Source organism: Enterococcus sp. S183_ASV_20, from assembly GCF_018919685.1.
Classification (GTDB): domain Bacteria; phylum Bacillota; class Bacilli; order Lactobacillales; family Enterococcaceae; genus Enterococcus; species Enterococcus faecalis.
In genome coordinates, this window is sequence record NZ_JAHLRI010000014.1 from 42,955 (window position 1) to 65,700 (window position 22,746).

Genomic DNA, 22,746 nt, shown 5'->3' on the forward strand with positions numbered 1-22,746 from the left:
CATGCTTGTTATTACATTAAATATATCATCAATTAACCTTGTCAGACAAGCAGTTAAACCCAATGTGAGATTTTTTTTATTTTGAGATGTTTCTTTATTTTCCGGCTAACCCTTTATGCAAGACAAAAAAAGCTGAATCCGCAGATTCAGCTTTTTAATCGTATTAGTTAGCTACTGGATAAACTGATACTTTAAAATTTAATTTTTCTAACAATCCCTAATTTTCTTCAACACTTATAAAATAGGGATTTGTATTAAATCCTATGTTCTGATAGTTTCTATATTTTCTTAAAGTGTATGGTCAAAGTATGGTCATTTTTACCTATAAGAATAAAAAAATCTCAACATAATTTACCGTTGAAAAAATCCCTACCTCTAGTAATGAGAAGTAGGGATTTTCTTATTTCTTAATAACCAGTTCCCCAAGTATTATTTGGATCACCATCATTTGGACCAACAGGAATGTAAATTCTTGTTCCATTTGAATCTGTTCCACCTAACCAAACATAGCCGTCAGCTACATGGACTGAATCATATCTAAATTGCGCACCTTTTGGCCAGATACCATATACTGGCGCATACAGACTAGGTGAGCCAGTACGTAACACAATCCCTTCATTTACACCGATAGTAAAAACTTTAGCTGGCTTAGGTTTGCTATTTTCCCAAAGCTCCGCAATATCGCCATCGTTCGCGTATCCTAATAATTTACCGCTATTTTCAATCCGATATAGATTTTTACGACCGTCTAATTTCTGTGTGATTGTACCAACTTGTGTCCATAAAGTATTTGCATTGATATGTTGCTCGATTGGCGCATCTGGATTTTTATAGATCGTTGTAAAGCGAACGTTCTGCCCTACTTTATATTTAGGCTTGTTTGGTTTGCCGGGGTTTACAATAACATCATGACCGTCTTCTGGAAGTCCAGTTTGTAAGTCTTGTGCTAATTGTGCTTTACTAATTCCCCAACTTGCTAAATAACCGTAAGGATCTGTATGATCGCCCCACCAATTTTTAGATACCCAATCGTGCGATACAATTCCGTATCCTGTACCATCATCTAAATCAAATGTTGCGCCGATTTGAGTTGCTAAATCACGAATCAAATTAACATAGGCTGCATAGTCTTTCTTGAACGTTTCTTTGTTATTCGTTCGTGCTAATTCGATTTGAGCATAGGCTTTTGCATTCGCTGTTTGTCCTGCGCCCCATTGAATTTGTCCTGCTGGCGCTAACTGTTTCACTCGACCACCAGAACCAACAAAATATGAAACGTACGCATTTTGCCAGTTTCGTTTCATATATGCCGTTTCATTGTCTAAACTATTTGGACCGACATTATTTCCATTTCCTGACTCATGCAATACAATCAATTCGTTAGTTGCATATCCAGGGAAATAGCCACCGAAATTGATTGGGTCTTGTTCAATTTGGTAAGCATTTGCGCCAATTGGTAACATAAAACTTAATCCCATTCCGACAGCTACTAATAATTTAACAGTTTTTTTCATAAAAACACCTTCCTAAAATTAATAATAAAAAGGCATGGCTTAGAGCCATACCTCAATTTAATTTTTCATGAATTTTTTCTACTGTCGTCTTGATGTCCTCAACATCTTTTAACGAGTCCGCAAGCTTTCCAATTGTTTCTTGATAATTACGTTCGCGATCACTATTTTGTTTCATCACCCAAATAAATAAACCAACAAATAGAGTAGTAAACGTTACTTGCTCTGGATTCGTTAATAAACCTCTCACAAACTCTTCAATCATTGCTACTTACCTACTTTCCGACAATTTCTTTCGCTTCTTTTTCTGTAATGCAAAGTGGGACAAACTCCATTACTTGTTCATCTGTAAAACAGCCCCAGTCATACATCATTTTAATGTCATCAAATGTAAACATTTTATTCCACTCCTTCTGCTAATTTTTCGTTAATTTCTTTTACCTGATTGGTTAATTGATTAATCGCAAGCATTGATTTTGCACTAATTTGCGCAAAATTATCTGCTTTCTTCGTTACTTCTGAAAGCTCTTTTTTTAAATTCATGTCATTAATCATAAGTTTTGAATTCAATTGTTTTAATTCCGCATTTTCGGCTTGTAATACCTCAATGTCGGTTGGTGGTGCGGGCTCTGGTTCTGGCACATTGTTAGGATCGTATATTAAGCTTGTCCCGTTCCAGCGATAATTATAAAAATCTGTTGGTTCTTTTTCTACTTCAAGTTCAATTTTATTCGGTTGTTCCATTGTGGAATATCCGTCTAAATAACCTTGAATATCATCAATCCAAATTTTCATGTTCTCTTTCCTCCTAGTATTCATAAATCGCACTTAACGCAAACATTTTACTGCCTGAACCAGCTGTATCACTAGAAGAGGCATTTATATCATTACCAGTAATTTTAGTATCCTTAACATATAAATATTTCCGCACTAAACTATTAGCGTTGTATCCATGTAAAAGAAAAATAACTCCTCCAGAACCTGGATTCTGCGCATGCTGTTTAGGTACTAAGAAAAAGTGATAACATGCACCGTTTAAGGTGCCGTCTTTTTTATATTCTTGCCATTGGAAAATCCACCCGTTCTCACACTCCGATAGCGATTTAGAAGGAACATTACCGTTTCCTGCAGCTCCGCCATACCATGCACCTGTCCACAACGGTTCTTTTTTGGTGATTTTTTGGAAAGTTCTTGAGGTGCTATCAACGGCTGCACCAATTTTATTGAAATTTTCTTCAATCGATTCTGCCCCGTTCTCCATCCCTCTATAAATTCTAGTTAAATCCATATTCACAACGTCCTTTCTTATAAAATTAAGTCAAATACAATAGATCGGCTATTCTGACCATCAATAAGTAAATACTTATGCTCATCAATTTTTACTGGTAGAGAATCTGTTTTATAATCTAGCGGAATAGTCACAATACATTCAGAAGAATTCACATGTTTTACCGTACATTGAATTGATTGAGAAGCACTACCGCCAAATAATCCTGTTGGTTCTGTACCTAAAGGCAGTACACCTATACCATGTGTCCAAGTACGAACATTAACGACTGGTTGAGCTCCTAAATTGTGAACAATAGTTACATCAAAACCAACTGGAATTACAGAAGCAATGATATTTTCAAAATATTCTAGCCGTTCATCTAACGTTTTAAAATTTCCCAAACGTTCACTACTTCGAGCATCGATAACTTCGCTATCTGTTGTAGCATTTGCGATTACATCTTTAAAACGTTCCTCTAAATTGGTTTGACGTTGTTCTACTTTAGATTGGCGTTTTTCTGTATTTTCAGAAATAGCCTTTATTTTATTAAATAAAACACTGGTATACTCCATCATACGAGCTAAAGATTCTCGAACATGTCGTCGATACATCTTTGTTCGAATCCACAAAGCGAACGTTTGAGAAATAGGATCAATCACACCGTTTTTTATTTCATCTTGCACCTCATCGACATCGGTCGGGTCTTGATAATCAACTGTTGTATTTGGTTCATTTGTTGGTCGAGTATCCTTAAATTCTTGTGCCAACCGTCTCACCTCTCTTATTTTTCTAATTTCTCTACGCGCTTAATTAAATCGTCTAACGCCTTTTTCATCTCAGTTTGAGCAGTACCTACAGATTCGACTGTATTTGTTAAATCACTTGCTAATTGTTTAAAGGCTTCCGTCGATTCTGTCACGGTTGTTGATAATTCACTGGTTAAGTCTTCCAAAGAACTAACTTTACTACTTTGAACAGATAAATCATTGTCAAATTCTTCCTGTCTTTTTATCAACTCTGATATGTTTTGAACTCCTGCCGTCGCAAATTTTTTTACGTTTACTAAATTGGATTGAATAGCTTTTATTTCGTTTTGATAATCGGTCAGTTTTTTCTTTTTCGAACCAATAGTCAAAGTAACCTTTTGCGGTTCTAAAATACTAAATTTTTTCTCAATCACTTGTAATCGTTCTACAGCATAAATAAATTGATTATCTACTTTATAACTGTTTCCTAAAGTGATTAATTCATACCGTTTATCCAATAGCCCTAACTCAATGGCTTCAACTGTCCAAGTTACCAACATCAAGCTTTGGTCTTTTAGCCATTGCAACCCTCGACGTTTTAAAATTGATGGGTCTTTGACATTTGAAAATTCTACAATGCCCGTGTTTAATCCAAATTTTTTGATTAACGCTTCATCATCAAGGTAATTCTTACCGCCATTTACTTTTTCGATGGTGTATTTAGGTCGTGAAAAATCTGTTCCCACTTCAATATCAGTATTTGACGTATCTTCAATATCTTGACCGACGGGCACAATCCTTGTAAACAATTCAGAAATATCAATATCTCGAGTAGCACTTTTTAGATTTTTGGTTAACTGTAAAGGAGTTTCACTGTTCACACCATAATTAGATAGATAATCTAAATAATTTATATTCCCAACACGTCGAAGTGTTAACGTACCGCCCAGCCTATCCAACAATTTTTCTTTAATGGTATCAGCTGTACTTTGATAGCCTAATCCTCTTAGCAAGTCCCCATTATCTACAACATTCACTTCACCAAGCCGAAACTGCTTATGCGCTTCAACTTGTTTATTGTGTGCATCGAGTATTTTTTGTAAATAAGCAGATACAGTCATCCGTGTTGGTTTCATATAGGTTTGAACAGAATCATATAAAAAAGCTTTCTCATCCTCCGCTAAGAGAGTTTGAGAAAAGCTTCCTGATGCTTCCATTTTATTCGTGATTTTAGCAACTCTACCATAAAAAATTTCTTTATTTCTTGTAACATCCACAATCTGGATAAAGTGAATAATCGGCTCAATCTTTTGATAGTATTTATTGTTAATATTAAAGGTAAATTCAAAAGTAGAAATTCCTAATCCGTTAAGCGATAAATATACTTCACTATCTTTGATTTTCTCACCATAGCTATATGGCTCATGAACAATCTTTGGATTCTTTCTGTTCGGATTATCAAACAATAATACTCGATACATTAGACCATCACCTCACTAGACATAAAGAAAGAGATATGACCTTCGCCATAAATAGTTAAGTGGTTAGTCCCTCTTTTTAATTTAAAGAAATAATCTTGCGATTCGCCTTTCGGAACTTTTATTGTTATTCCGTCATCAGTAGTTAATTGCATTGTAGACGTTGCCTTTATTGTTGGACTAGAAGCATTTGCTCCCATATTGATAAGAAAAATTTCTCTTTTTCCGTGAATATAGTAGCCTGTCCAATTGTCGGCGCTATCGTCTGTGAAATAGTCATCGTCAAAGACATCGGAATAAGAAATATTTTCCCTTAAAGCAAAAGGATACACGTCAAATTCTACGGTTAACGTTAATGAATTACTTGACGAGTCATCTTCTGCTTTCACACTTTTGCATTTTCCATACCAGCGAAGCCCTGAACGTAACCAAGAATCATCAATGTAATCAATTCCATCCATCATCAATTCTTCTTTTACTTTCGCCTCTAATGCCTTTCGTTCTTCGTATGGCGTATTAGGTCGCCAAAAAGTAACAGTGACAATGCGATTACTAAAAATTCGTTCTCCTGTAAGCATGGAAAAATCATACTGACCTTGCATGAAAGGGATCTGTTCAATAATTTCCACTTCTTCCGCTGAAGGAGCATCGTGTTCAATAATGTAGAAACCGTGTTCTTTGCTATTAAAACGACCTTTGGCCATATATTCTACAATTTCAATCAACTACGATACCTCCCATCTTGCTTTTGTTGTTCTGCTAAATTAAGATTCATTGGGCTACCTAGCGCTCCCACTACTTGGCCAGTATCCATCACAACAGTTAAATGTCGTATTTCTTCTAAAATTTCTACCATTTTTCCCATTGGCGTATTATCTATAGAGTGTTTTACCTCAATTGCATTTGAACGTTTCATCAAACGGCTACCCGTAATAGATTGATGAATACTTGAAATCATATCTTTTGCACTTTGTACGGCAACCGACGTATCTTCTCGAATACCTGCAGCTACACCTTGTGCAAGGAAAACACCAACATCATATTTCAATAGGCGTGATGGTGATTTAATTTTTGCTTTTTTCTGTGCTTCTGCATTAACGGCGGCTACTAAATTTTGCATAGCAGCCACTGCTTCGCCCTGACTTGCACGAATACCAGAAGCAACACCTCTAGCCATATTTGAACCTACAGGGCTCATATCTACAGAACCTGCACCCTGACTTACCGCATTTCCTAAAGACCTTCCAGCATTATTTGCAGGGGGTAACTGAGTTAAATATCCTTGAATTGTTGCCGCACCTAGCTGACTTCCAGAATTCTTCGCATTTCCTTTTTCAGAATTCGTTCCAGCATTTGTCTGTTGAGCATTGCTTTTACCAGCATTTTTATGTTCATTACTTTTACTTCTTGTTCCAGAAGCAGCTGCACTACTATTATCAGCGGCAGCTTTCTTAGAATTAGATTTTTGCGAAGATTGACCACTATTCATCGAAGACATCAATTCTTTACCAACATTATTAAGTTGTGTTTTCCCAGAGTTTAATCCATCAATTAACTGGTTTTTTCCGTCTTGACCATTTCTAAATAAGTCAGGAGGCAACGCTTGTAAAGTATTAACAATGTCAGCTCTTGACATATTCGCCCACTTCGTTGGATCATTACTTTGCAATCCCTGAACTAGTCCGTTAGAGCCATCAATCCCTCGTTGACGTAGCATTCCTGCCAATAAAGCCATTTGTTGGTCAATGCTAGCACCATTATTTACATAAGATTGATAAATGCCTAAAAGCTGTTGGTCTGTAACGCCTTTAAGTTGTGCTAAATTATCAGCTGTCACTGCAATTTTATTTGCACCATTTTGTGAAATAATCGCTAGAAGTTGAGCTCCTTGCTCTAATTCACTTTGTCGTATTTGAGCATTTTGCGTTTGTAATTGTGTAATTTGATTTTGGAAAGCTGCTTTTTCAGATTCCGTTTTTGCTTGGTTCTTTTGTATTTCTAGTTGCTGAATTTGGGCGTTATTTTCTTGCACTTGTTGCGCTTGAATTTCTCCAAGCGTTCGCAAGCTTGTCAAAGTTTGTTCTTTTTCTTGCTCGCTTAATGCTTGTTTATTAGCCAACTTATTCATACCAGCCTCAACAAATTGTTGGTTCTGTTGTAATAATTGATCCCGAATAATATTCGTTTGATTTTGCAAAGTAGCTCTTTGCTGTTCTGTCAATTCTTGACCCTCTACTGTTTTATTATTCTTCAATTGGTTAGAATAATCAGTATATACCTTCAATAAATCACTATTATTCGTTTGAACAGCTTTCATATACTGGCTTGAAGCATTGGCAAAAATCTTTTGCTTCTCTGCTTCTGATTTTCCTTCTGCCGCTTCAATTTGCTTGTTATAGGTTTCAACAGCCTTTTTCTGTTGTTCCTTTAAATTCGTAACTAAATCAAGTGTATTCTTGAAATAAGTTTCTACGCCAGCCGTACTACCATTTTGCTGTGAGAAAAGTTCAGTCATTGCCTGTTTAGCTTCATCAAGTTTTGAAGAATAATTTTCAACACTTGAAGAGGCTTCTTCCATATTTAACGAAATTGCTTTCGTAGTGTCTTTGGACTTTTCACCTAATTCTTCGGTGCTTTTAGCAGCCTTTTTTAAGGCAGAATCAGAAAACATTGTATCCCAATCTTTTTCTATATCAGATAAGCTTTTCTTCATATCTTTAAATGCTTTATCAGCACCTTTAGAATCGCCTTTTAATCGTTTCCAAAGTCCTTTTACACCGTTTGAAATTGCCATTATTGCATTTACTACCGTTTTTCCTACAGTAACGATAGCACGTAATCCATCTACAAAACCTGCTATTGCAAAAGTGACACCAACAATTGCTCCAGTACCTAACCATTTAAAGGTATTTCCTAATCCTTTTATTGTTTTAGTAACACTCGAGGAGCTAGGAAGTACACTTTTAAACGATTTTACTATTCCGCTAAAAGCAGTTTTCACGTAGCCTTGAATGTTCATAAAATTGGATTTCCAAGCTTGCACTACACCAACTATCGTAGCGGTTATTGCTACTAAAATTGCTGTTATGGGATTGCTCAACATAGCTCCTGTTAAACTAGCTATAGATCGTATACCCGTTACCGCAAATGTTCTAAAACCTCCACCTGCTTTTGAGGCAGCTACGCCAAGCCCTGATAAAACCGTTCCCGATTTGCCAGCTGCAGAGGATAGGTTTCTTAGCGACCCTACAGGATTAATAACAACAGAGGCAAATTTCGCTAACTTACTGTTAGATAATTGTAAAGAAGCAGAAAAAGAACGGAAAAAGTTAGTAACTTTATTCCCTTCCCCTAGCATATTTAGCTGTCTTTGGCTTGCTCGTAGATTTGCTCTAAATGTATCTAACGTAGGAAAAAGACCTGAAATAGTCTCTCCTAACGTGGTAAATCTTGTTAGTACATTTACATTGACTCCCGCATTTTCAAGCCCAACCAGATTTGCTTTATATTTAGAAACAAACCCTTTTACAGCTTGTAATGCGCTATTAGAACCCCTAATAATAGGATTATTGATAAATTTCTTCCACTTGCTATCGATATTTCCCGCGGTTTCAAACATTGTTGAAATTGTTTTTCCGAAAATGCTTGTCATTTTTCCAAAGACTTTTAACACGGGACCAACTGAAGCTGCTAACGCAATCATTTTCATTATATATTCTTGAGTTTTAGGATTGGCTTCTGAAAAAGCTTTTGCCATCTTTCCTAAAGTTTCAACTAAAGGTTTAGAAGCCTGTAGTGCACTTCTTAATGCATCTACAAAAGGACCACCTAAATCTATTCCCATATTTACGAATTCATTTTTTAACATTCCAAGTTTTGCTTCAGTTGTCTCGTAACGCTTACCAGCTTCATTTGCTAGAGCTGTATTTTCTTTAAAAGCTGAATTACCTCGTTTTACAGCACCTTCAAAGACATCACTTGCATTAGCCGCACGTAATAAACTATCACGTAATCTAACTTCTGTAATTCCCATATCATCTAACACTTTAATAGCTGATATTCCGTGTTTTTCTGAGTCTTTTAAGCCCTGGATAAATTCAATTAATGCTTGAGATGGATTGCTTTTGAATAATTGTGCAAACTCTTCTCCAGTTCGACCTGTTACATTCGCGAAATCTTCCAGACTACCTGAAGCTTTACTGGCTTCTTTATACATTTTTTTTAATTCTGAGGTAGGTATTCCCATTTGCTTAGAAACTGCCGTCAGTTCTTTTCCACCCCAGTTTACAGCATGCACAAAAGATTCCCAAGACACGCCTTGCTCCGCTACTGCTTGTTTCAGCGGCGCAAAAGCTTCAACACCTGTTTCTGTTGCTAATTGCATTTGAACCATTAACCGAGAGAACGCTGAACCACCCGCTTCGGCCTCTATACCAACAGATGATAGCGCCGCTGCAAAACCTACAATATCTCCTTCAGTCATACCAATTTGTTTTCCTGCACCAGCTAAACGTAAGCCCATCTCTGTAATCTCTGATTCGGTAGTCGCTAAATTATTCCCTAAGTCAACAATCGCTGAACCAAGGTTGCTAAATTTATCTTGTGACATACCTGTAATGTTAGCAAAACGAGCTAGGGAAGTAGCTGCTGAATCGGCTGACATGTTTGTTGATTCGCCCATATCGATCATAGTTTTGGTAAATCCTACAACTTTATCAGTTTGGATACCTAATTGCCCCGCCGCTTCCGCAACGTTTGCAATTTCTGTGTGACTTGCGGGCAATTCTTTTGCTAAATCTCTAAGGCCTTTTTCTAAATCATCATAAGAATAAATGACTTTACCGTTAGAATCGATCATCTCATCGTTGGTCTTTTTAACTCCAGTAAAGGCGCTTTCCCATTTTACCGCTGCGGTTGTTACTGCACCAACGGCGCCCGCAATTGGAAGTGTGATACCTTTAGTCATAGAATCGCCAACTTTTTCAATGCTTTGACCGATACTTGCGGTTTTATCACCGAAACTTTTCATCGCACCATTCACTGTATTCAAATTACTAGGAATATCAGAAGCGTTTGAGCTAAGTTTTTTTAGCGAAGATACAGCACCGTTCATCGCACTGGTAAAATTGTTATCACGTGCTGTAAGTATGGCTGTTACCGTTTTACTTTGTGTCACGTTTTTTCCTCCTTTCCTCAACAATTTTTCTTGCTTGTTCTAATCGACGAGCGTTTTCTTCTAGCTCACTTAGCTTTTCCGCTTCTCGTTGCGAAATTTCACCTCGTACATCGCGTTCAAGCTTCTCAAAGTCATAGACATCTTTCACTTCGTTAAAAATATAGCGTTGTCCTTTTTCGTCTGGCGTTGTAAAAATACGTGTAGCTAACGCGTTAACGTATAGCTTCCTTTCTTCGTTAATTGCTCGTAAATTTACAGCTTTTATCCGTAAATAAAATTCATAAGGAGTCATACGCTCAATTTCTTTTAAAGTGATATTGGGGAAATGTTGAAAACATGTGACAACTATTTCGTCATAATCTAGGCTGTCGTTTCTTGTTGATTGGCTTGAATCTGTTCCATGTAAGCCATGATTTTTTTGATTGCTTCTAGTGCTTTTTTCGTCCGAAGAGCCGTTAACGGTGCTTGCTCCAAGAAAGAGATAAAATTTTCAAACAACGTTAAAGCCTCTTCCGACGTTTCTAAGTAGTCGTCAATTTCTTTCGTTGTTAAGTCATCATAAGTAATTAACGCTGCGTGCATTAATTTTTGAAAGGCAAAAGCATCGCCATCTTGTAACCCTCCGATCAGTTGGACAAAGCCGTCTACTTCTTCAACGTCAGGTTTTAATGCGTTAATTTCGTTTAAAAATTTAAAACCGAAAATCAAAGGATATTTTTTTCCGTTAATTGTTGCGACAGGTTTTACGTTTGTTGACATGTAAAATTCCTCCTAAAAAAGCGACAATGCCTTCACATTGCCGCCTACTTCCTGATTTTTAATTATGGTACTAATGCTAATAAATCTGTTTTCGTTGTTTTTCCTGTAAAATCAATACTGTGAGCAGTTAACCATTCTTTGATTTCAGGAATAGTATTTGCTTCTGTTGGTTTATTTTCCAAAGAGCGCCCCGCCAATACGGTAAAAGCTGGAATAGCTACTTTTTCAGATTCTTTTTCATCTTGCACACGTACAATATGATATGTTCCTGCTGCTACTTTTGCTCCTGCATCAAGTCCTGTAATAGTTAATGGACTTGCTCCTTCAACTACTTTTTCACTACCTTTGTAAATACGATAAGTATTTGCCATGATTATTCTTCCTCCTTCACTTTTACAACGGCACCATCTGATGTCGGCGTTACACTTTCAACTTTAGGTACTTCAATTGTTTTTGGTGTGTATTTTTCTACAGGCTCTTCTGGTTCCGCACCAGCCACTGTGTCGTAGAAGAAAGCACGCGCAAGTTCTTCATTTTCGGCGTCAACCGTTGCCCAACCTTCTACTAGGTCACCATTTAAAACTAGAGTTGGTTTAATACTTGAATTAGAATCGGACTCGGCAGAATCTCCGAATGAATCCAACAAGCCTGTGCCAAATTCCGCTTCGTATTTTCCTGTTTTTGGGTCTTTTTTATCAAAATTAATGCGCCATACATCAATTTCTAGCCCGTTACGATACGCATATTTCAACATGTTGTATGTTTCTGTGCCTGTCCGTAAAAATTCCATTTCGATGGAAGCTGACGGCATTCCTGATGTAGGAACATTCCCGTCTTTTGTTGATTGTGTATCTGTTTTTGTTTCTGACTTATATTCGTGTGAAATTTCTAAAGCTAACAACTTCGCTGCTGTTGTCGCACGTTCACGTGTTAGTCGAAACATTAACTTAATTTTTTTACCTTGAATTGCTTTTTCCATTTCGAGTTTCCTTCTTTCTTATTCAAATTCTAACGTGATGTCAAGTACACCGTGTGCAAGGCTCGTACCAAAATTGGTTGTATTTTCATAAATTACTTCTGTGCTACTTTCTGTCACTAACCAATTAAAGTTCTTAGTCTGATGCAATTCATGAACGATTTTTCGCACATCGGCTAATACTTGATTTAATTCTCGACGTTTGTCGTCATGATCATAAACATGAATCATAATATTTGTTGAACCTAACGTTCTTGTTTTTGTTTGTCTATCCTTAGACCATTGTTCACCTAAGAAAACAAACGGGTAAGAAGCGTCGTCATCTGGCAAATGCCCATAGGTTTCATAGCCTGTTTGCTCCAAAGTGACAAATAACGCTTCGTAAAGTTCTGAATACGGGTCTTTAAAGGTCATTTTACTAACGCCTCCATATTATCAAGAAATCTTTTAGCTGCTGCTGTATGCCCTTTTTTCATATAGAAACGTCCGTACATATAACGCGTTCCATATTCTACATATGCTGAATAGTCAGCCATCGCTTCAACTTCGCCAGTCATTCCGTCATCTTTAATAGAAGGTGTCTCACTTCGTTTTAAGTATCCACTTCTGACTGGTGTTTCTTCTGCAATTTGATTTGCCATATAAGCAGTATCATTTTTGACGACCTCTTTTACATCGTCTAGCTTTTTCGCTTCTTCAATCGCTTCGATTAAATCATCCAATCCTGAAATATCTACTCGGTAAGTCATCGATATTCACTTCCATAAACCGAAGTTCCTTTACTAACACGCAAATTTTTAACAACGGTAAATTTTCGATTTTTTTGTTCTTCTTCGTCGTAGTATTCAAGAAAACCTGAACGAATTGATAGGCGGTCTCTAAAACGAAAAATGACCATCTGCTCCTTTATGTTAGGGAAAATGGTCATTTGTTTTTCCGTTCCGACTTCGGTTACACTGCCTATTAGTTTTTCCAAAATCAGCTCGTGCTTTTTGTTGTAGTAATTAATGCAGGTTCTCATAAAAAGGACACCTTCCTTTTACGAATCAAGCCTTGTTCTTCAAGATAATCGTTAATCTCATCTTGAAATTCCCCGAAGTCGTCCAAATTATAAGAAATTGTTTCTTCTGATTGAGAATGTTGTTCCATGCCTTCAAAACCTAAACGGTTGTAACGTTTCACTACAATTGATGGAACAATATAGTCCAATTTTTCTGGTATCTCATCTGTTTTTAGCTTTACTAGCAGTTGCTTTTCAGTAATGTCCCAGATTTTGATAATTTTTGCCTTATCTTTTTCGTAGGTATCCTCTGAAATATCCAGTAGTACGCGATAATCTGAAAGAGTCATTTTTTCACCTACTCTGCTTCAATAACTGCCCCATCTGCCGTTGGTGTTACCTTTTTAACGGTCGGGGCGCTTACTTTGAATCGTAAGAAACGTAAATGGCAGGACGAGCTTTTTCAGTTACGATAGCATCATAATAGTTTAATCCTTTGATGGTGTCTCTGTAGCCATCACGGTCTTGTGAAGCTGGAATTAGATCAATAGAGTTGTATTTTTCAACTGGCGAACAAACCATCAAAGGCACAAGAATATAATTAATTTTCTTCGTAGAATCTACCTGTAAACGAGATTTGGCTACTTTTTGAATAATAGTATCGGAACCGTCTAACTGCGCAACTTTACGGTTAATACCTGAAATTTGTTGCTCGTTCGTAGTAAATGTTTTTGAAACACCTTTTGCATTTTTTAATGCTGAATAGTAGTCAGTGGATACAAACATAATAAACGGACCGACAATTTCTGCATCTGTCATATACGCTTCTGCCGCATCATATGAAGCCAAAGCATTTTCTGTAGTAATGGTTTCTTTTACCGTTTTTCCAACGTATTTTCCTTCGCTATCATCATCCGCTGCTTCCGCAAATGCCGCTTCTAATAGGCGTTGTACCGCAACGCGATCTTTTTCAGGAATCGCAACTAAACGAGTGTGTTCTTCCACAATCGCTTGAACTTCATAGGAAGCATTTTCTGATTGATCTAATGTGTCTAAGTCATAACCAAACCAACGTTCTTTCTCTAGTTTGACCGTTTCTTTTGCCACATCAATTTTAGAACGTTTATTGTCTTCGTTACGTTTATAATCACTAGCAGTAAAACCTTTCATTTTGTTGATGCGGACTTCTTTTGCGCCTACAAAATCCGCTTCTGTTACTGCAGCAGCCCCACCTTTCAATAAATCCCAAACTTGCGAGCCTGCAGCAAATTCTTTGTCAATTGCTTTTAAATCTTTGCTATCTAAAATAACTGGCATAATTTTTCATCTCCTATTTCTTTTCTAAATTTTTAGTCAAATTGCTGCGCCAATCGGTCTCTTTTGTTGCTGTAGCAACGTTTACAGTTTGACCTTTCAGCAATTCTTTTTGGATACCATCTCTAGCTTTTGAAATAATTTGTTTTAATTCATCTACAGCTTTCTTTGTATCCTCGTCCGTATCTTTCACAAGCAATAAATCGGCTTGTGCAGCACTTACGTAGTCGGAAAGACCATTCTCGGATAAATCGTTACGAACAGATTCGGCACGCGTTAAACGGTCGAGGCGGGCTTGTGCTTCCTTTTCTCGTTTTTCCGCTAGTGCTTCTTTGTCAGCGGCTTCTTGTTCTTTCGCCTTAACACGTTCTTCCGCAGTCATTTGCTCGTAAGATTTTTGCTTTTCCCAATCGGATTTTGCTTGCGCCACAGCTTTTTTAGTTTCTGCTGCGACCATCTTGGCAACATCATCACGGGTAAAAGTCTTTCCAGTTTCTTTTCCGTCTGGATTTTCATTTTTTGGATTTTGAGAATCCTTTGTCGATGAATCCCCCGATTCGTTTGAATTGTCAGAGTTTGGCTCATCAGAATTTGGCTCATCTGCAAAAAATTGTAAATCCATCGGTAATAATAAGTGTTTTTCTTCGTTCATGTTAAAACCTCCAGCCATTACGTGGCTAATCGAAATTAATAGGTTACGCCTATCAATCGAAACAGCTTTCTCTTTAACGCCTGTAAGCAGTAAGAAGGCAAATAAAAAAAGCCTAACTTTCGCTAGAACTTTTTGTCTTTATAAGCAGGTGCAGTACTACACCGACACCAGTTGTGAATAGGACTTGCGTTGATTCCTGGGCTCATTTCAGAAACCTTATGTGGATTTGCACTTGCTATTCCTACACAAATAGGACAAGCGTTTGATTCTACGATTAGGTTGTATTCTTCATACCCATATTTTTCGTAACTTTGCTTTTGTACTTCACTTTGTATTCTTGCGGATTCACTAATCATTAGCCGACGTGCGACATAATCAGCCGTTTCCTTTCCTCGCAAGCTGTCAATCACAACTAATTTGCGTAATTCCCTAGCTAGAATATCTGGATGTTTGCCTGCTGATAGACCAACTGTTAACAAGCGATCGATACTTGCTTTCAAAACATCTTGATTCACCCACAAACGTTGCGAAAATGTCGCGTTATGAAACGAACCATCAATAATCGCTTTAGCAAACATTCGGTAGGTTTCTTTGGAAAGAATGGACCCGCCTAATATCCCAGCCTGTCGCACAAACTCCGCTACAGCTTCCTCTGTTAACATTGCTGTAAAATAGGTCTGTAGCTGATTAGTGTTGTCTGTTAAATACAAACCTATTTTCGATTTTAAAAGCTCTAAACGATTAACCTTCATTGTTAAATTGTATAACCTTAATTGCTCGTTAGCTTCTTTTGAAAAATCTCTTGTTTGTACATAACGTTTCGCTTTTTCCGCGAAAATTTGTACGTCATGTTTACTTGCACGTCGTTTCGCTCCATCAATGCTAATCTTCTCTTTCCCTGCATAAGCGACGTAAAACTGTTGAATTTCTGCTTCTATCGTTTTCCATAACTGTAAATACCGTCTATGAATTTCTTGTTCGTAATTCACATGTCGTTTCAGCATTTCTTCGATGTGTTTTGCTTCTCGTTCCGCCCAATAATTACTCATGTTCTTCGGTCACTTCTTCCGTAGCTTGAGTAAATTTACCAAAATCAACTTGTGGATTTAAACGTTCTTCGGTTTCTTCGTCCTTTATACGTTCCATTTCTTGGGTCACGTCAGAAACAATCGATAATACGCCTAATTGCGTTTCTCTTGAAACAATCCCTTCAAGTTTTTGTGCAGTTTCCGCTTCGTCTTTAATATTGCGCGGAATATTAAAGTCAAAAGTGTATTCTAAATTAAACCATTCTTTCGCTTTATTAGCAGGTACATTCGTAGGCAATGAAAAAATCATTTTGTACATTTGCGCATATGCTTTTTTAAACTTCCTAGCTTTTGCTTGTGCGAGGTTTCTAGGATTTTGCATTTTAAATTCTAGCGAAATACCTGAAGCGTTATTACTAAAACTTTCATCGTTTGCATTATAAGTCATAGACATTTGATAGATTAATCGTTCTAATCGGTCTAACAGATTTTCTTGTGTTGTATCCGAACTAGGTTTATCTAAAAAATCAATGTCTACTGTTTCACCTTCAGATAAAGGAGTGGCACTATTAATCACTCGGTTATCTCGTAAATAAGCAGCGACGTTTTCGTCAGCTAAATCTACTCCTATCATTTTCAGGTAAGCGTCCGCAAAATAACTCACGTCGTTCGCTTTTTCTGATAGAGCTTCGTTGTAATTATTAATCAGCGACCACACAGACTCAATACGTCCTTGTCGTTCGTCATTTTCCATAAACTCAATCATAGGCACTTCACCGTACGGATTAGCGATTGCCTCTTTTCCACCTAATAAATAAGACAAGGCTTTCTGAAAAACGGTTGGTCCTCTCTTAGTTTCCAATCGTTTAGAAGTCTTGTCTTGTGTAAAAATAAACGTTTCTGTGCTATTTTGTGGATAAACAGTTGCTGTTAGCTCGTCCTTTGCCATTTTGTTGTAAAGAACCGCAAACATAGGCGCTTTTAATAAGTCATCTGCGTAAACAATGAATCCTTGCGTAGGTTTTAAATAAGTCACGCACGTTTCTGCTTCTTCGTTTTGATATAAAAGCTTATAAGCATGCCCATAAATAGCAGTTAGCTTAGAAAGCTCTGCATCGTTGTCTTCTTCCTCATTTCGTTTACGGAAATTTTGAACAAATTCTTTTACCTCACCATCTGGATGAGTAATCTTTGTTGGTTTACCGTTAAAGAAAGCTGCAGAACTATCTACAACATAACGGGCAAAGTTGACTGCAATTCGATGGTCAGGCTTTCCAATTCCTTTATTTTTTTGATAATAAATATCATGTTGACCGTTGTAGAGCTTTTCTAATTCTTCGTAAAACCCTATTAATTTCCGATGCTTATTAATGTATTTATCCACCAAGCGTTCGTCAATCTTTGCGTTTTTATCACAATAAAAGACACGATTTCCTAAAAGGTCAACGAATTCACGTATTTTACTTTCAGTATTTGGTCTACTTACTTCTTCTGTCATTAAATAACCCCCTTCACGCTCTGTAGCTTAATTCCTCGTGATTTATTTAAAATGGTGTAAACAAAGTATCTTAGCGCATCACACGCGTGATCATGTTGTTTTATAGGCTTGTCTTCGCCTCTATCTGCCGCTTTTTCATCCCAAATATATGATGCAAATTCTGCAAATAAATTTTTACAGTTACTAGAAAAATAAATCTTTCCTTCATTCATTGCTGTTTGAGTTGCACGAATGCCGTCAATAACATTATTTTTGGCTTTTATAACTTTGTATCCATTCTCTCTAAGTAATGCAATAAACGAAGCTGCTGACGGATCCACAATAATTTTAACTTTTTTTCCTTCTACAAAAGAATTCAGGTCTTTCAAATATTTATCATCACTTTTTTGTTTTGATTCATCACGACCAGAGTAATAATACTCATCAATGCAATACCAATTTTCTTCATATTTAGCCCATAACAAAAAGACTGTAGCATTTTGAGTTCCATAGTCTATAGATACGTAATATTGACTAGCTATAGCGTTTTTGGGAGGTTCTTTTACCATCGTTTCCGCATCAAAGTTGTCAAAAATAATTCCTTCAGATAATACCCATAATCCACGAATATACCTGTCATAAAAAACTCCTGAATACATTCGTTTGTAACGATTAATTACTCTTTCACTAAGCGAAGGATTATCTTCCATAGTAAAGTGAATGCGAATAGCATGCTTTTCTGTTAGCTTGTCTAACCATTCAAGTTTGAACCAATGATGAGGTCCAGCAGGATTACAGTTAAACCATGATTTAGCACCATCTACAGATAAACGTGCTGTTGCTTGGTTTACAAATGATTGTGGCATAAGCGCCACTTCATCAAAGAAAAATCCAGCTGCAGTTAGACCTTGCACCAAATCTTGCGAAGCTTCATCTTTACCACCAAATAAAAAGAAATAATTTGTTTTATTATTTTTAGTTATTTCAAGGATATTATCTGTTCGATTGTCTTTAACAGTATAGCCACGACCCCTAAGCATCTTTTTTAATGGCCGTATAACGTTACGCCTTAATGAACCAATTGTTTTACCAGCCATTCCGAATTGATCTTCATCATAGCTTTCCATTGCCCAAAAGATGTAAGATAGCGACATAATAACTGTTTTACCAGCACGAACAGACCCATCACAAATAATAGCTTCTTTATCTTTATACTTGGGATGTTTCCACCAAGATAAAACTTGCTTCTGCTTTTTAGAAAACGATGTGAATTTGAAAACAACAGATGTTTTACGTTTCGATATTGTCATCATTCCACACCTCATTATCATTAACTATATTATTGATAGCTGCAATAAACCCATCATCTTCAACTTCTGGAATATCGTCACCATTCTGAATTTTGAGTCGCCGAATTTCAGCAGCAAGTTTTTCGTTTTGACGATTAAGCATGACTTTCTTGTCTTGACTCAATGATAATTCGTTCAGTTGCTTAATTGACTTAGTTAATTGATTACTAACACGAGTCAACGCATCTTCAATAGCTAAGATGTCATCTAACTTTCTAAATGTTTTACGAGTTACTTGAACATCTTGCATAACTTCACGTTTTATTTCTAGCTTTCTACCGTCTTTTTCAACTGGTGTTTTAATTTTCCTTAGCTGTTGTAACCGTTCAACTTCTTCATCATTTAGTCCTTTTTCAGCTTCTTTGATACGTTTCATCATTCTAAACTGCCGTACCTTTAATAAGCGAATCTCATCATTCAAAATAAAAAAAGGATCATCATTCAGATTAGAATAGATGTCCTTTTCTTCATCAGATAACATATCGGCAAATATTGTTTCGTATTCGCCAGTTTTAATAGCGTTCTTATTACCAAGTGGTGGCGAGGCTCGGCTATTACCTTTGTTGCCTACTGCGTTCTGATTACCAAATGGAGCGCCTCCTCGATTAGTAACGTTACCTTTGGCATTGGTAACATTACCTTTCAATTCAGCACTCCATTTATCAATCGATTTCCATTTTCTAATTTGAGAATCTGAAACATTTAGTTCATTTGCTAAATCTTTAAGAATCTTTTTACCGTTTGACCTTAACCAAATTTCTTTAGCCTGGTCACGACGTGGATCTCTTTTTCTAGCCATCCATTAACACCACCTCGCATTCATGTTGATAGTTGAGTTTTGTTTTCTATTTTTTCTGAATGGCATTCCATTCATCTTTGATGTACTTCGCTATAAGCTTCCTAAAATTTTCAATTTCATATGATAACTCATCAACTATTTTTAAATAATTGTCTACAGCTTTTTGATAAGAAAACTCAGTCTGATTTACTTCTATGTCTTCTTTAAATACATCCGCTAATCGTCTATTAAATTCTTTTAGCTTTTCTAACTGTTCTAATATTTCATTGTTGGTTAAGTCATCTACAAAGTAAAGAGAGAGTTGATTATATAAGGAAAGCGTAATAGAACTGAATTTATTGTATTCTAAACTTGATTCTTTTTTTTCTTTATGCAAAGAGTTCATTCGATTGATAACTGACATGTTACCACCAAACCCTACTTCTTGAATTTGTTTTTTTTCATTGTTATATGAATCCGACAAAGCTGATATACTTAGTATACAAGTATATAATTTTTGTGAGGCATGACCTAAAGATTCATAGTTATTTATTAATTCTGCTGACAATTCTCTTATCTTGTTTATCCATTCAATACTTGTTTTCGATTGAACATTAGCTCGAATAGTTTTCTTGTTTGTATATACTGTCGATCCTAAAGTTACAAATATCCCAAGTATACTGATTAGAGCTGTAACAGATACCCATTGAAATTCTCCTAGATTATTATAGAATATTGACATAAAAAGACCTCCTTGATAAATTACTTCTTCAATTATCGAGGAATAATTGGATACAGTCAAATTCATACATTATTTTCCTAATGAATCATACATCTTTTAAGTGACTCTCAATTTCAATTAAATCTTTTAAATCTTTAACAGTGTCCAACCGAACTTTACCTTCTTTAAAATTACTTATCCATTGAGCCTTTGCAGCCCTGATAATCTTGTTATTTTCTTCCGCAACCTTTTGCTTTTCTAAAGCTTGTTGAACTTCATAATCAAATGTTTCCATTGTAGAATACCTCGCACTATTATATAATGCTAAAAGACACAGAACTTCCTTTAGAGCATGCATGCCAGCTTCTGTGTCTTCGGGGTATTCGTATCTCGTTGAAGTAGTCGAGTGTTAGCGCACTCGGCTTCTTTTTTTATCGTAAAAAGGAAACGAAAGAGATTGTTTTCGGTTTCTGGTTAAACTTCTTAGCGATCTCAATTGATTTTTTGTTGTACGCTTCAATAAATGGTTCGATACGTTCTTTTGCTTCTTCCCTAGTAATTAGATTACTTCTATATAGGCTTCTAGCGTTTTCCGCTATGCTTTTTAATTCTTTATTTGTCATTACCCTTCACCTCATGCAGAGCATAAACGATTGTTTTTTATTCGTCCAGTCCATTTACGAGATTTTCTAGTTCATCATCTAATGTTTCTAAAACTTCGAAATGTTGATTAATATTTTTCGGATTTCCTTTATAAAAGACTAATACATTTTGGTGCATTCTGGTTACTTTTCTATTGTTCATCAAACGTCTAGCTCTTAGCGAACCCGAACCAACTGCGTTTAACAAAATCATGTCATTGTAGAAATATAAGCCTTCTGTGCTAAATGCTCTCTTAGTCAAACCAGTTAAATCTTGATAAAAGCCTTTTTTATCTCTGACATCAGAAATGGTGACCACTGCGAAGCGATTATCTTTTAGCTTTTTAGCAGAACGTTTTAAAATTTCACTATATACTTCTGCAAATTCTTCATAGGACATATTACTAATGTCTCGTTCATCGTCTGAATAAACTTCAAGGTCTGCATACGGCGGACATGTAAATAACAAATCTTGACTTTCATCTTCAATATGATGGTCTATATTCAAGCTGTCATCACAAATCCAATTAATATCACTTAAACCAATTTCTCGAGCATTAGCATAATTTGCACTTATTTGTTCTGCTCTCAAATCAATACCCGTGTAATTATGCCCAAGAACTTTAGCTACTATTCCACGCACAGAACCACCAGCGAATGGATCAAAAATATTGCTTTCTGTCTTAGGTGTAAACCAACGATACCCTAATTCGCATAGAACAGGGTCAAAAATAGATGTTCCTTCTAGTCCTGGCGCTTGCATGCTAGGATTGAATACCAAGTTATCTTCACGGCCAAGCTCACTCTTGATCCCTAGCTCTTTCCATTGGCGTTTACGATCTAACCAACGCTTAGTTTTTGTATCAAGATAAGAAAATGGCGGAAACAAGAAAGAATCAAATAAACTGGTATTTGCTGGATTTGCCTTTACCCTATCGGCTGTAGTTTCAAATTTGTTCATATCAGCTAACAGCTCATCTAATTCTTCTTGATTGAAGCCTGTTAGAGGTAATTCATCTGTGTTAAGCTCTTCCAATAACTCAACTAATTTATCTTCATCCCACTGGCCAGAAATCTTATTTAAAGCTATGTTTAAAGCTTTTTCTTTTTCGATAGGTAAATCTACAATGGATACTTCAATTTCGCCAATTCCTAAATCTTTTGCTACCGATACACGCTGATGGCCACCAACTAAATTTCCTGTTCTTTTATTAAAAATTGGTGGATCAACAAAGCCAAATTCCAAAATGGATTGTTTAAGCTTCTCATATTCTTCCATGCCCGACTTTAATTCAACCCTTGGATTATATTCAGCAGGGTGTAGTTCTGATAACTTCATCTTTTCAAATTTCATTTCTAATCCCTCATGCTTCGTTTAATATTTTCTTGAATGTTCTTCTCATCAAAATAGCCATGCCCACAATAAACAAGCTTACAATCATCAATTTCCTTTGGTGTGGCTTCTCTCGTCATTTCGACAATAGATGCATTCTTTTTTATCTGCACAGACATTACAACACGCATCGAAACAGTTGAGCGGTTCGACTGTGGATATTTATGTGTTAGCGATACATACCAATAGCTTTTCATATTTTTCTCTCCTAGTTGTTTTATGTACTTGATTCAATAAATCACTTCTTGCTATACTATTTATGGGTAGCAACTCCTTTTTGTAAATAGCAATCAACAAAAATTGTGCACGAATGCTACCTAGCTACTAGATCCCATAGTCTAGTGGCTTTTTTATGTACAAAAAAAGACCACTCATTTTTATTGAGTAGTCTAAAGATTTGTATTAGACTGCCTAGCCAATCTAACACTTATTTAACAATACTAGGTTGCTAGCCACTTTATCCTGTTTCCGCAGGCT

28 protein-coding genes are annotated in these 22,746 nt (G+C 36.4%); all 28 read right to left on the minus strand.

The window, feature by feature from the left end; translation table 11 throughout:
* Positions 1-407: 407 nt before the first annotated feature.
* Positions 408-1,514, minus strand: a complete 1,107-nt coding sequence (locus tag KQI94_RS07025; protein WP_002390181.1) for an SH3 domain-containing protein — start codon at positions 1,512-1,514, stop codon at positions 408-410.
* A gap of 52 nt (positions 1,515-1,566) precedes the next feature.
* Positions 1,567-1,773, minus strand: a complete 207-nt coding sequence (locus KQI94_RS07030; protein ID WP_033591391.1) for a BhlA/UviB family holin-like peptide — start codon at positions 1,771-1,773, stop codon at positions 1,567-1,569.
* Between the two features lie 13 nt (positions 1,774-1,786).
* Positions 1,787-1,909 (minus strand): XkdX family protein, encoded by a 123-nt coding sequence (locus KQI94_RS07035; RefSeq protein ID WP_002368228.1) that lies wholly within the window; start codon positions 1,907-1,909, stop codon positions 1,787-1,789.
* A 1-nt stretch (position 1,910) separates the two neighbouring features.
* Positions 1,911-2,330: a hypothetical protein gene (locus tag KQI94_RS07040; protein WP_002390182.1), complete on the minus strand. Its 420-nt coding sequence runs from the start codon at positions 2,328-2,330 to the stop codon at positions 1,911-1,913.
* Positions 2,320-2,799 (minus strand): hypothetical protein, encoded by a 480-nt coding sequence (locus KQI94_RS07045; protein ID WP_002390183.1) that lies wholly within the window; start codon positions 2,797-2,799, stop codon positions 2,320-2,322. Before KQI94_RS07045 ends, KQI94_RS07040 begins: the two co-directional genes overlap by 11 nt.
* Positions 2,800-2,816: 17 nt before the next feature.
* A complete protein-coding gene (locus KQI94_RS07050; protein WP_002366376.1) occupies positions 2,817-3,557 on the minus strand; it encodes a hypothetical protein in 741 nt (246 codons plus the stop codon).
* A 5-nt stretch (positions 3,558-3,562) separates the two neighbouring features.
* Positions 3,563-5,008 (minus strand): phage tail spike protein, encoded by a 1,446-nt coding sequence (locus KQI94_RS07055; RefSeq protein ID WP_002366375.1) that lies wholly within the window; start codon positions 5,006-5,008, stop codon positions 3,563-3,565.
* Entirely contained in the window at positions 5,008-5,730 is a 723-nt protein-coding gene (locus KQI94_RS07060) for a hypothetical protein (protein WP_002366374.1), read from the minus strand. The genes KQI94_RS07055 and KQI94_RS07060 overlap by 1 nt, the downstream gene beginning before the upstream one ends.
* Complete coding sequence (locus KQI94_RS07065) at positions 5,727-10,181, minus strand: phage tail tape measure protein (protein WP_002368227.1); 4,455 nt, start codon at positions 10,179-10,181, stop codon at positions 5,727-5,729. Before KQI94_RS07065 ends, KQI94_RS07060 begins: the two co-directional genes overlap by 4 nt.
* Positions 10,168-10,473 (minus strand): hypothetical protein, encoded by a 306-nt coding sequence (locus KQI94_RS07070; protein WP_002366371.1) that lies wholly within the window; start codon positions 10,471-10,473, stop codon positions 10,168-10,170. Before KQI94_RS07070 ends, KQI94_RS07065 begins: the two co-directional genes overlap by 14 nt.
* Before the next feature lie 68 nt (positions 10,474-10,541).
* Positions 10,542-10,940, minus strand: coding sequence for a tail assembly chaperone (locus tag KQI94_RS07075; RefSeq protein ID WP_002366370.1), 399 nt, complete (start codon positions 10,938-10,940; stop codon positions 10,542-10,544).
* A gap of 62 nt (positions 10,941-11,002) precedes the next feature.
* The gene (locus KQI94_RS07080) at positions 11,003-11,311 is read right to left on the minus strand and encodes a hypothetical protein (RefSeq protein ID WP_002366369.1); all 309 of its coding nucleotides are present in this window, start codon (positions 11,309-11,311) and stop codon (positions 11,003-11,005) included.
* Positions 11,312-11,313: 2 nt separating this feature from the next.
* Positions 11,314-11,919: a phage major tail protein, TP901-1 family gene (locus KQI94_RS07085; RefSeq protein ID WP_002364302.1), complete on the minus strand. Its 606-nt coding sequence runs from the start codon at positions 11,917-11,919 to the stop codon at positions 11,314-11,316.
* Between the two features lie 18 nt (positions 11,920-11,937).
* Positions 11,938-12,330: a DUF3168 domain-containing protein gene (locus tag KQI94_RS07090; RefSeq protein ID WP_002363373.1), complete on the minus strand. Its 393-nt coding sequence runs from the start codon at positions 12,328-12,330 to the stop codon at positions 11,938-11,940.
* Positions 12,327-12,665, minus strand: coding sequence for an HK97-gp10 family putative phage morphogenesis protein (locus tag KQI94_RS07095; RefSeq protein ID WP_002363372.1), 339 nt, complete (start codon positions 12,663-12,665; stop codon positions 12,327-12,329). Before KQI94_RS07095 ends, KQI94_RS07090 begins: the two co-directional genes overlap by 4 nt.
* A complete protein-coding gene (locus KQI94_RS07100) occupies positions 12,662-12,892 on the minus strand; it encodes a hypothetical protein (RefSeq protein ID WP_227266026.1) in 231 nt (76 codons plus the stop codon). The genes KQI94_RS07095 and KQI94_RS07100 overlap by 4 nt, the downstream gene beginning before the upstream one ends.
* A gap of 41 nt (positions 12,893-12,933) precedes the next feature.
* Positions 12,934-13,266: a phage head-tail connector protein gene (locus KQI94_RS07105; protein WP_002366366.1), complete on the minus strand. Its 333-nt coding sequence runs from the start codon at positions 13,264-13,266 to the stop codon at positions 12,934-12,936.
* 70 nt (positions 13,267-13,336) lie between these two features.
* A complete protein-coding gene (locus KQI94_RS07110; RefSeq protein WP_002366365.1) occupies positions 13,337-14,233 on the minus strand; it encodes a hypothetical protein in 897 nt (298 codons plus the stop codon).
* Between the two features lie 13 nt (positions 14,234-14,246).
* Positions 14,247-14,882 carry a DUF4355 domain-containing protein gene (locus KQI94_RS07115; protein ID WP_010783308.1) on the minus strand — a complete coding sequence of 212 codons (636 nt, stop codon included), beginning with the start codon at positions 14,880-14,882 and terminating at the stop codon, positions 14,247-14,249.
* Between the two features lie 122 nt (positions 14,883-15,004).
* Positions 15,005-15,931, minus strand: coding sequence for a minor capsid protein (locus tag KQI94_RS07120; RefSeq protein ID WP_002366363.1), 927 nt, complete (start codon positions 15,929-15,931; stop codon positions 15,005-15,007).
* On the minus strand, positions 15,924-17,408 hold the full coding sequence (locus KQI94_RS07125) for a phage portal protein (protein ID WP_002366362.1): 1,485 nt from the start codon (positions 17,406-17,408) through the stop codon (positions 15,924-15,926). The genes KQI94_RS07120 and KQI94_RS07125 overlap by 8 nt, the downstream gene beginning before the upstream one ends.
* Positions 17,408-18,700, minus strand: a complete 1,293-nt coding sequence (locus tag KQI94_RS07130) for a PBSX family phage terminase large subunit (protein ID WP_002390185.1) — start codon at positions 18,698-18,700, stop codon at positions 17,408-17,410. The genes KQI94_RS07125 and KQI94_RS07130 overlap by 1 nt, the downstream gene beginning before the upstream one ends.
* Entirely contained in the window at positions 18,678-19,535 is an 858-nt protein-coding gene (terS, locus tag KQI94_RS07135) for a phage terminase small subunit (protein ID WP_002366360.1), read from the minus strand. Before terS ends, KQI94_RS07130 begins: the two co-directional genes overlap by 23 nt.
* A gap of 46 nt (positions 19,536-19,581) precedes the next feature.
* Positions 19,582-20,256 carry a hypothetical protein gene (locus KQI94_RS07140; protein WP_014524789.1) on the minus strand — a complete coding sequence of 225 codons (675 nt, stop codon included), beginning with the start codon at positions 20,254-20,256 and terminating at the stop codon, positions 19,582-19,584.
* A gap of 85 nt (positions 20,257-20,341) precedes the next feature.
* The gene (locus KQI94_RS07145; protein WP_010783305.1) at positions 20,342-20,530 is read right to left on the minus strand and encodes a hypothetical protein; all 189 of its coding nucleotides are present in this window, start codon (positions 20,528-20,530) and stop codon (positions 20,342-20,344) included.
* Between the two features lie 136 nt (positions 20,531-20,666).
* Positions 20,667-20,858, minus strand: a complete 192-nt coding sequence (locus tag KQI94_RS07150; protein WP_002363360.1) for a hypothetical protein — start codon at positions 20,856-20,858, stop codon at positions 20,667-20,669.
* 37 nt (positions 20,859-20,895) lie between these two features.
* A complete protein-coding gene (locus KQI94_RS07155) occupies positions 20,896-22,230 on the minus strand; it encodes a DNA methyltransferase (RefSeq protein ID WP_002366356.1) in 1,335 nt (444 codons plus the stop codon).
* A gap of 2 nt (positions 22,231-22,232) precedes the next feature.
* On the minus strand, positions 22,233-22,466 hold the full coding sequence (locus tag KQI94_RS07160) for a hypothetical protein (protein ID WP_002366354.1): 234 nt from the start codon (positions 22,464-22,466) through the stop codon (positions 22,233-22,235).
* Positions 22,467-22,746: the final 280 nt, after the last annotated feature.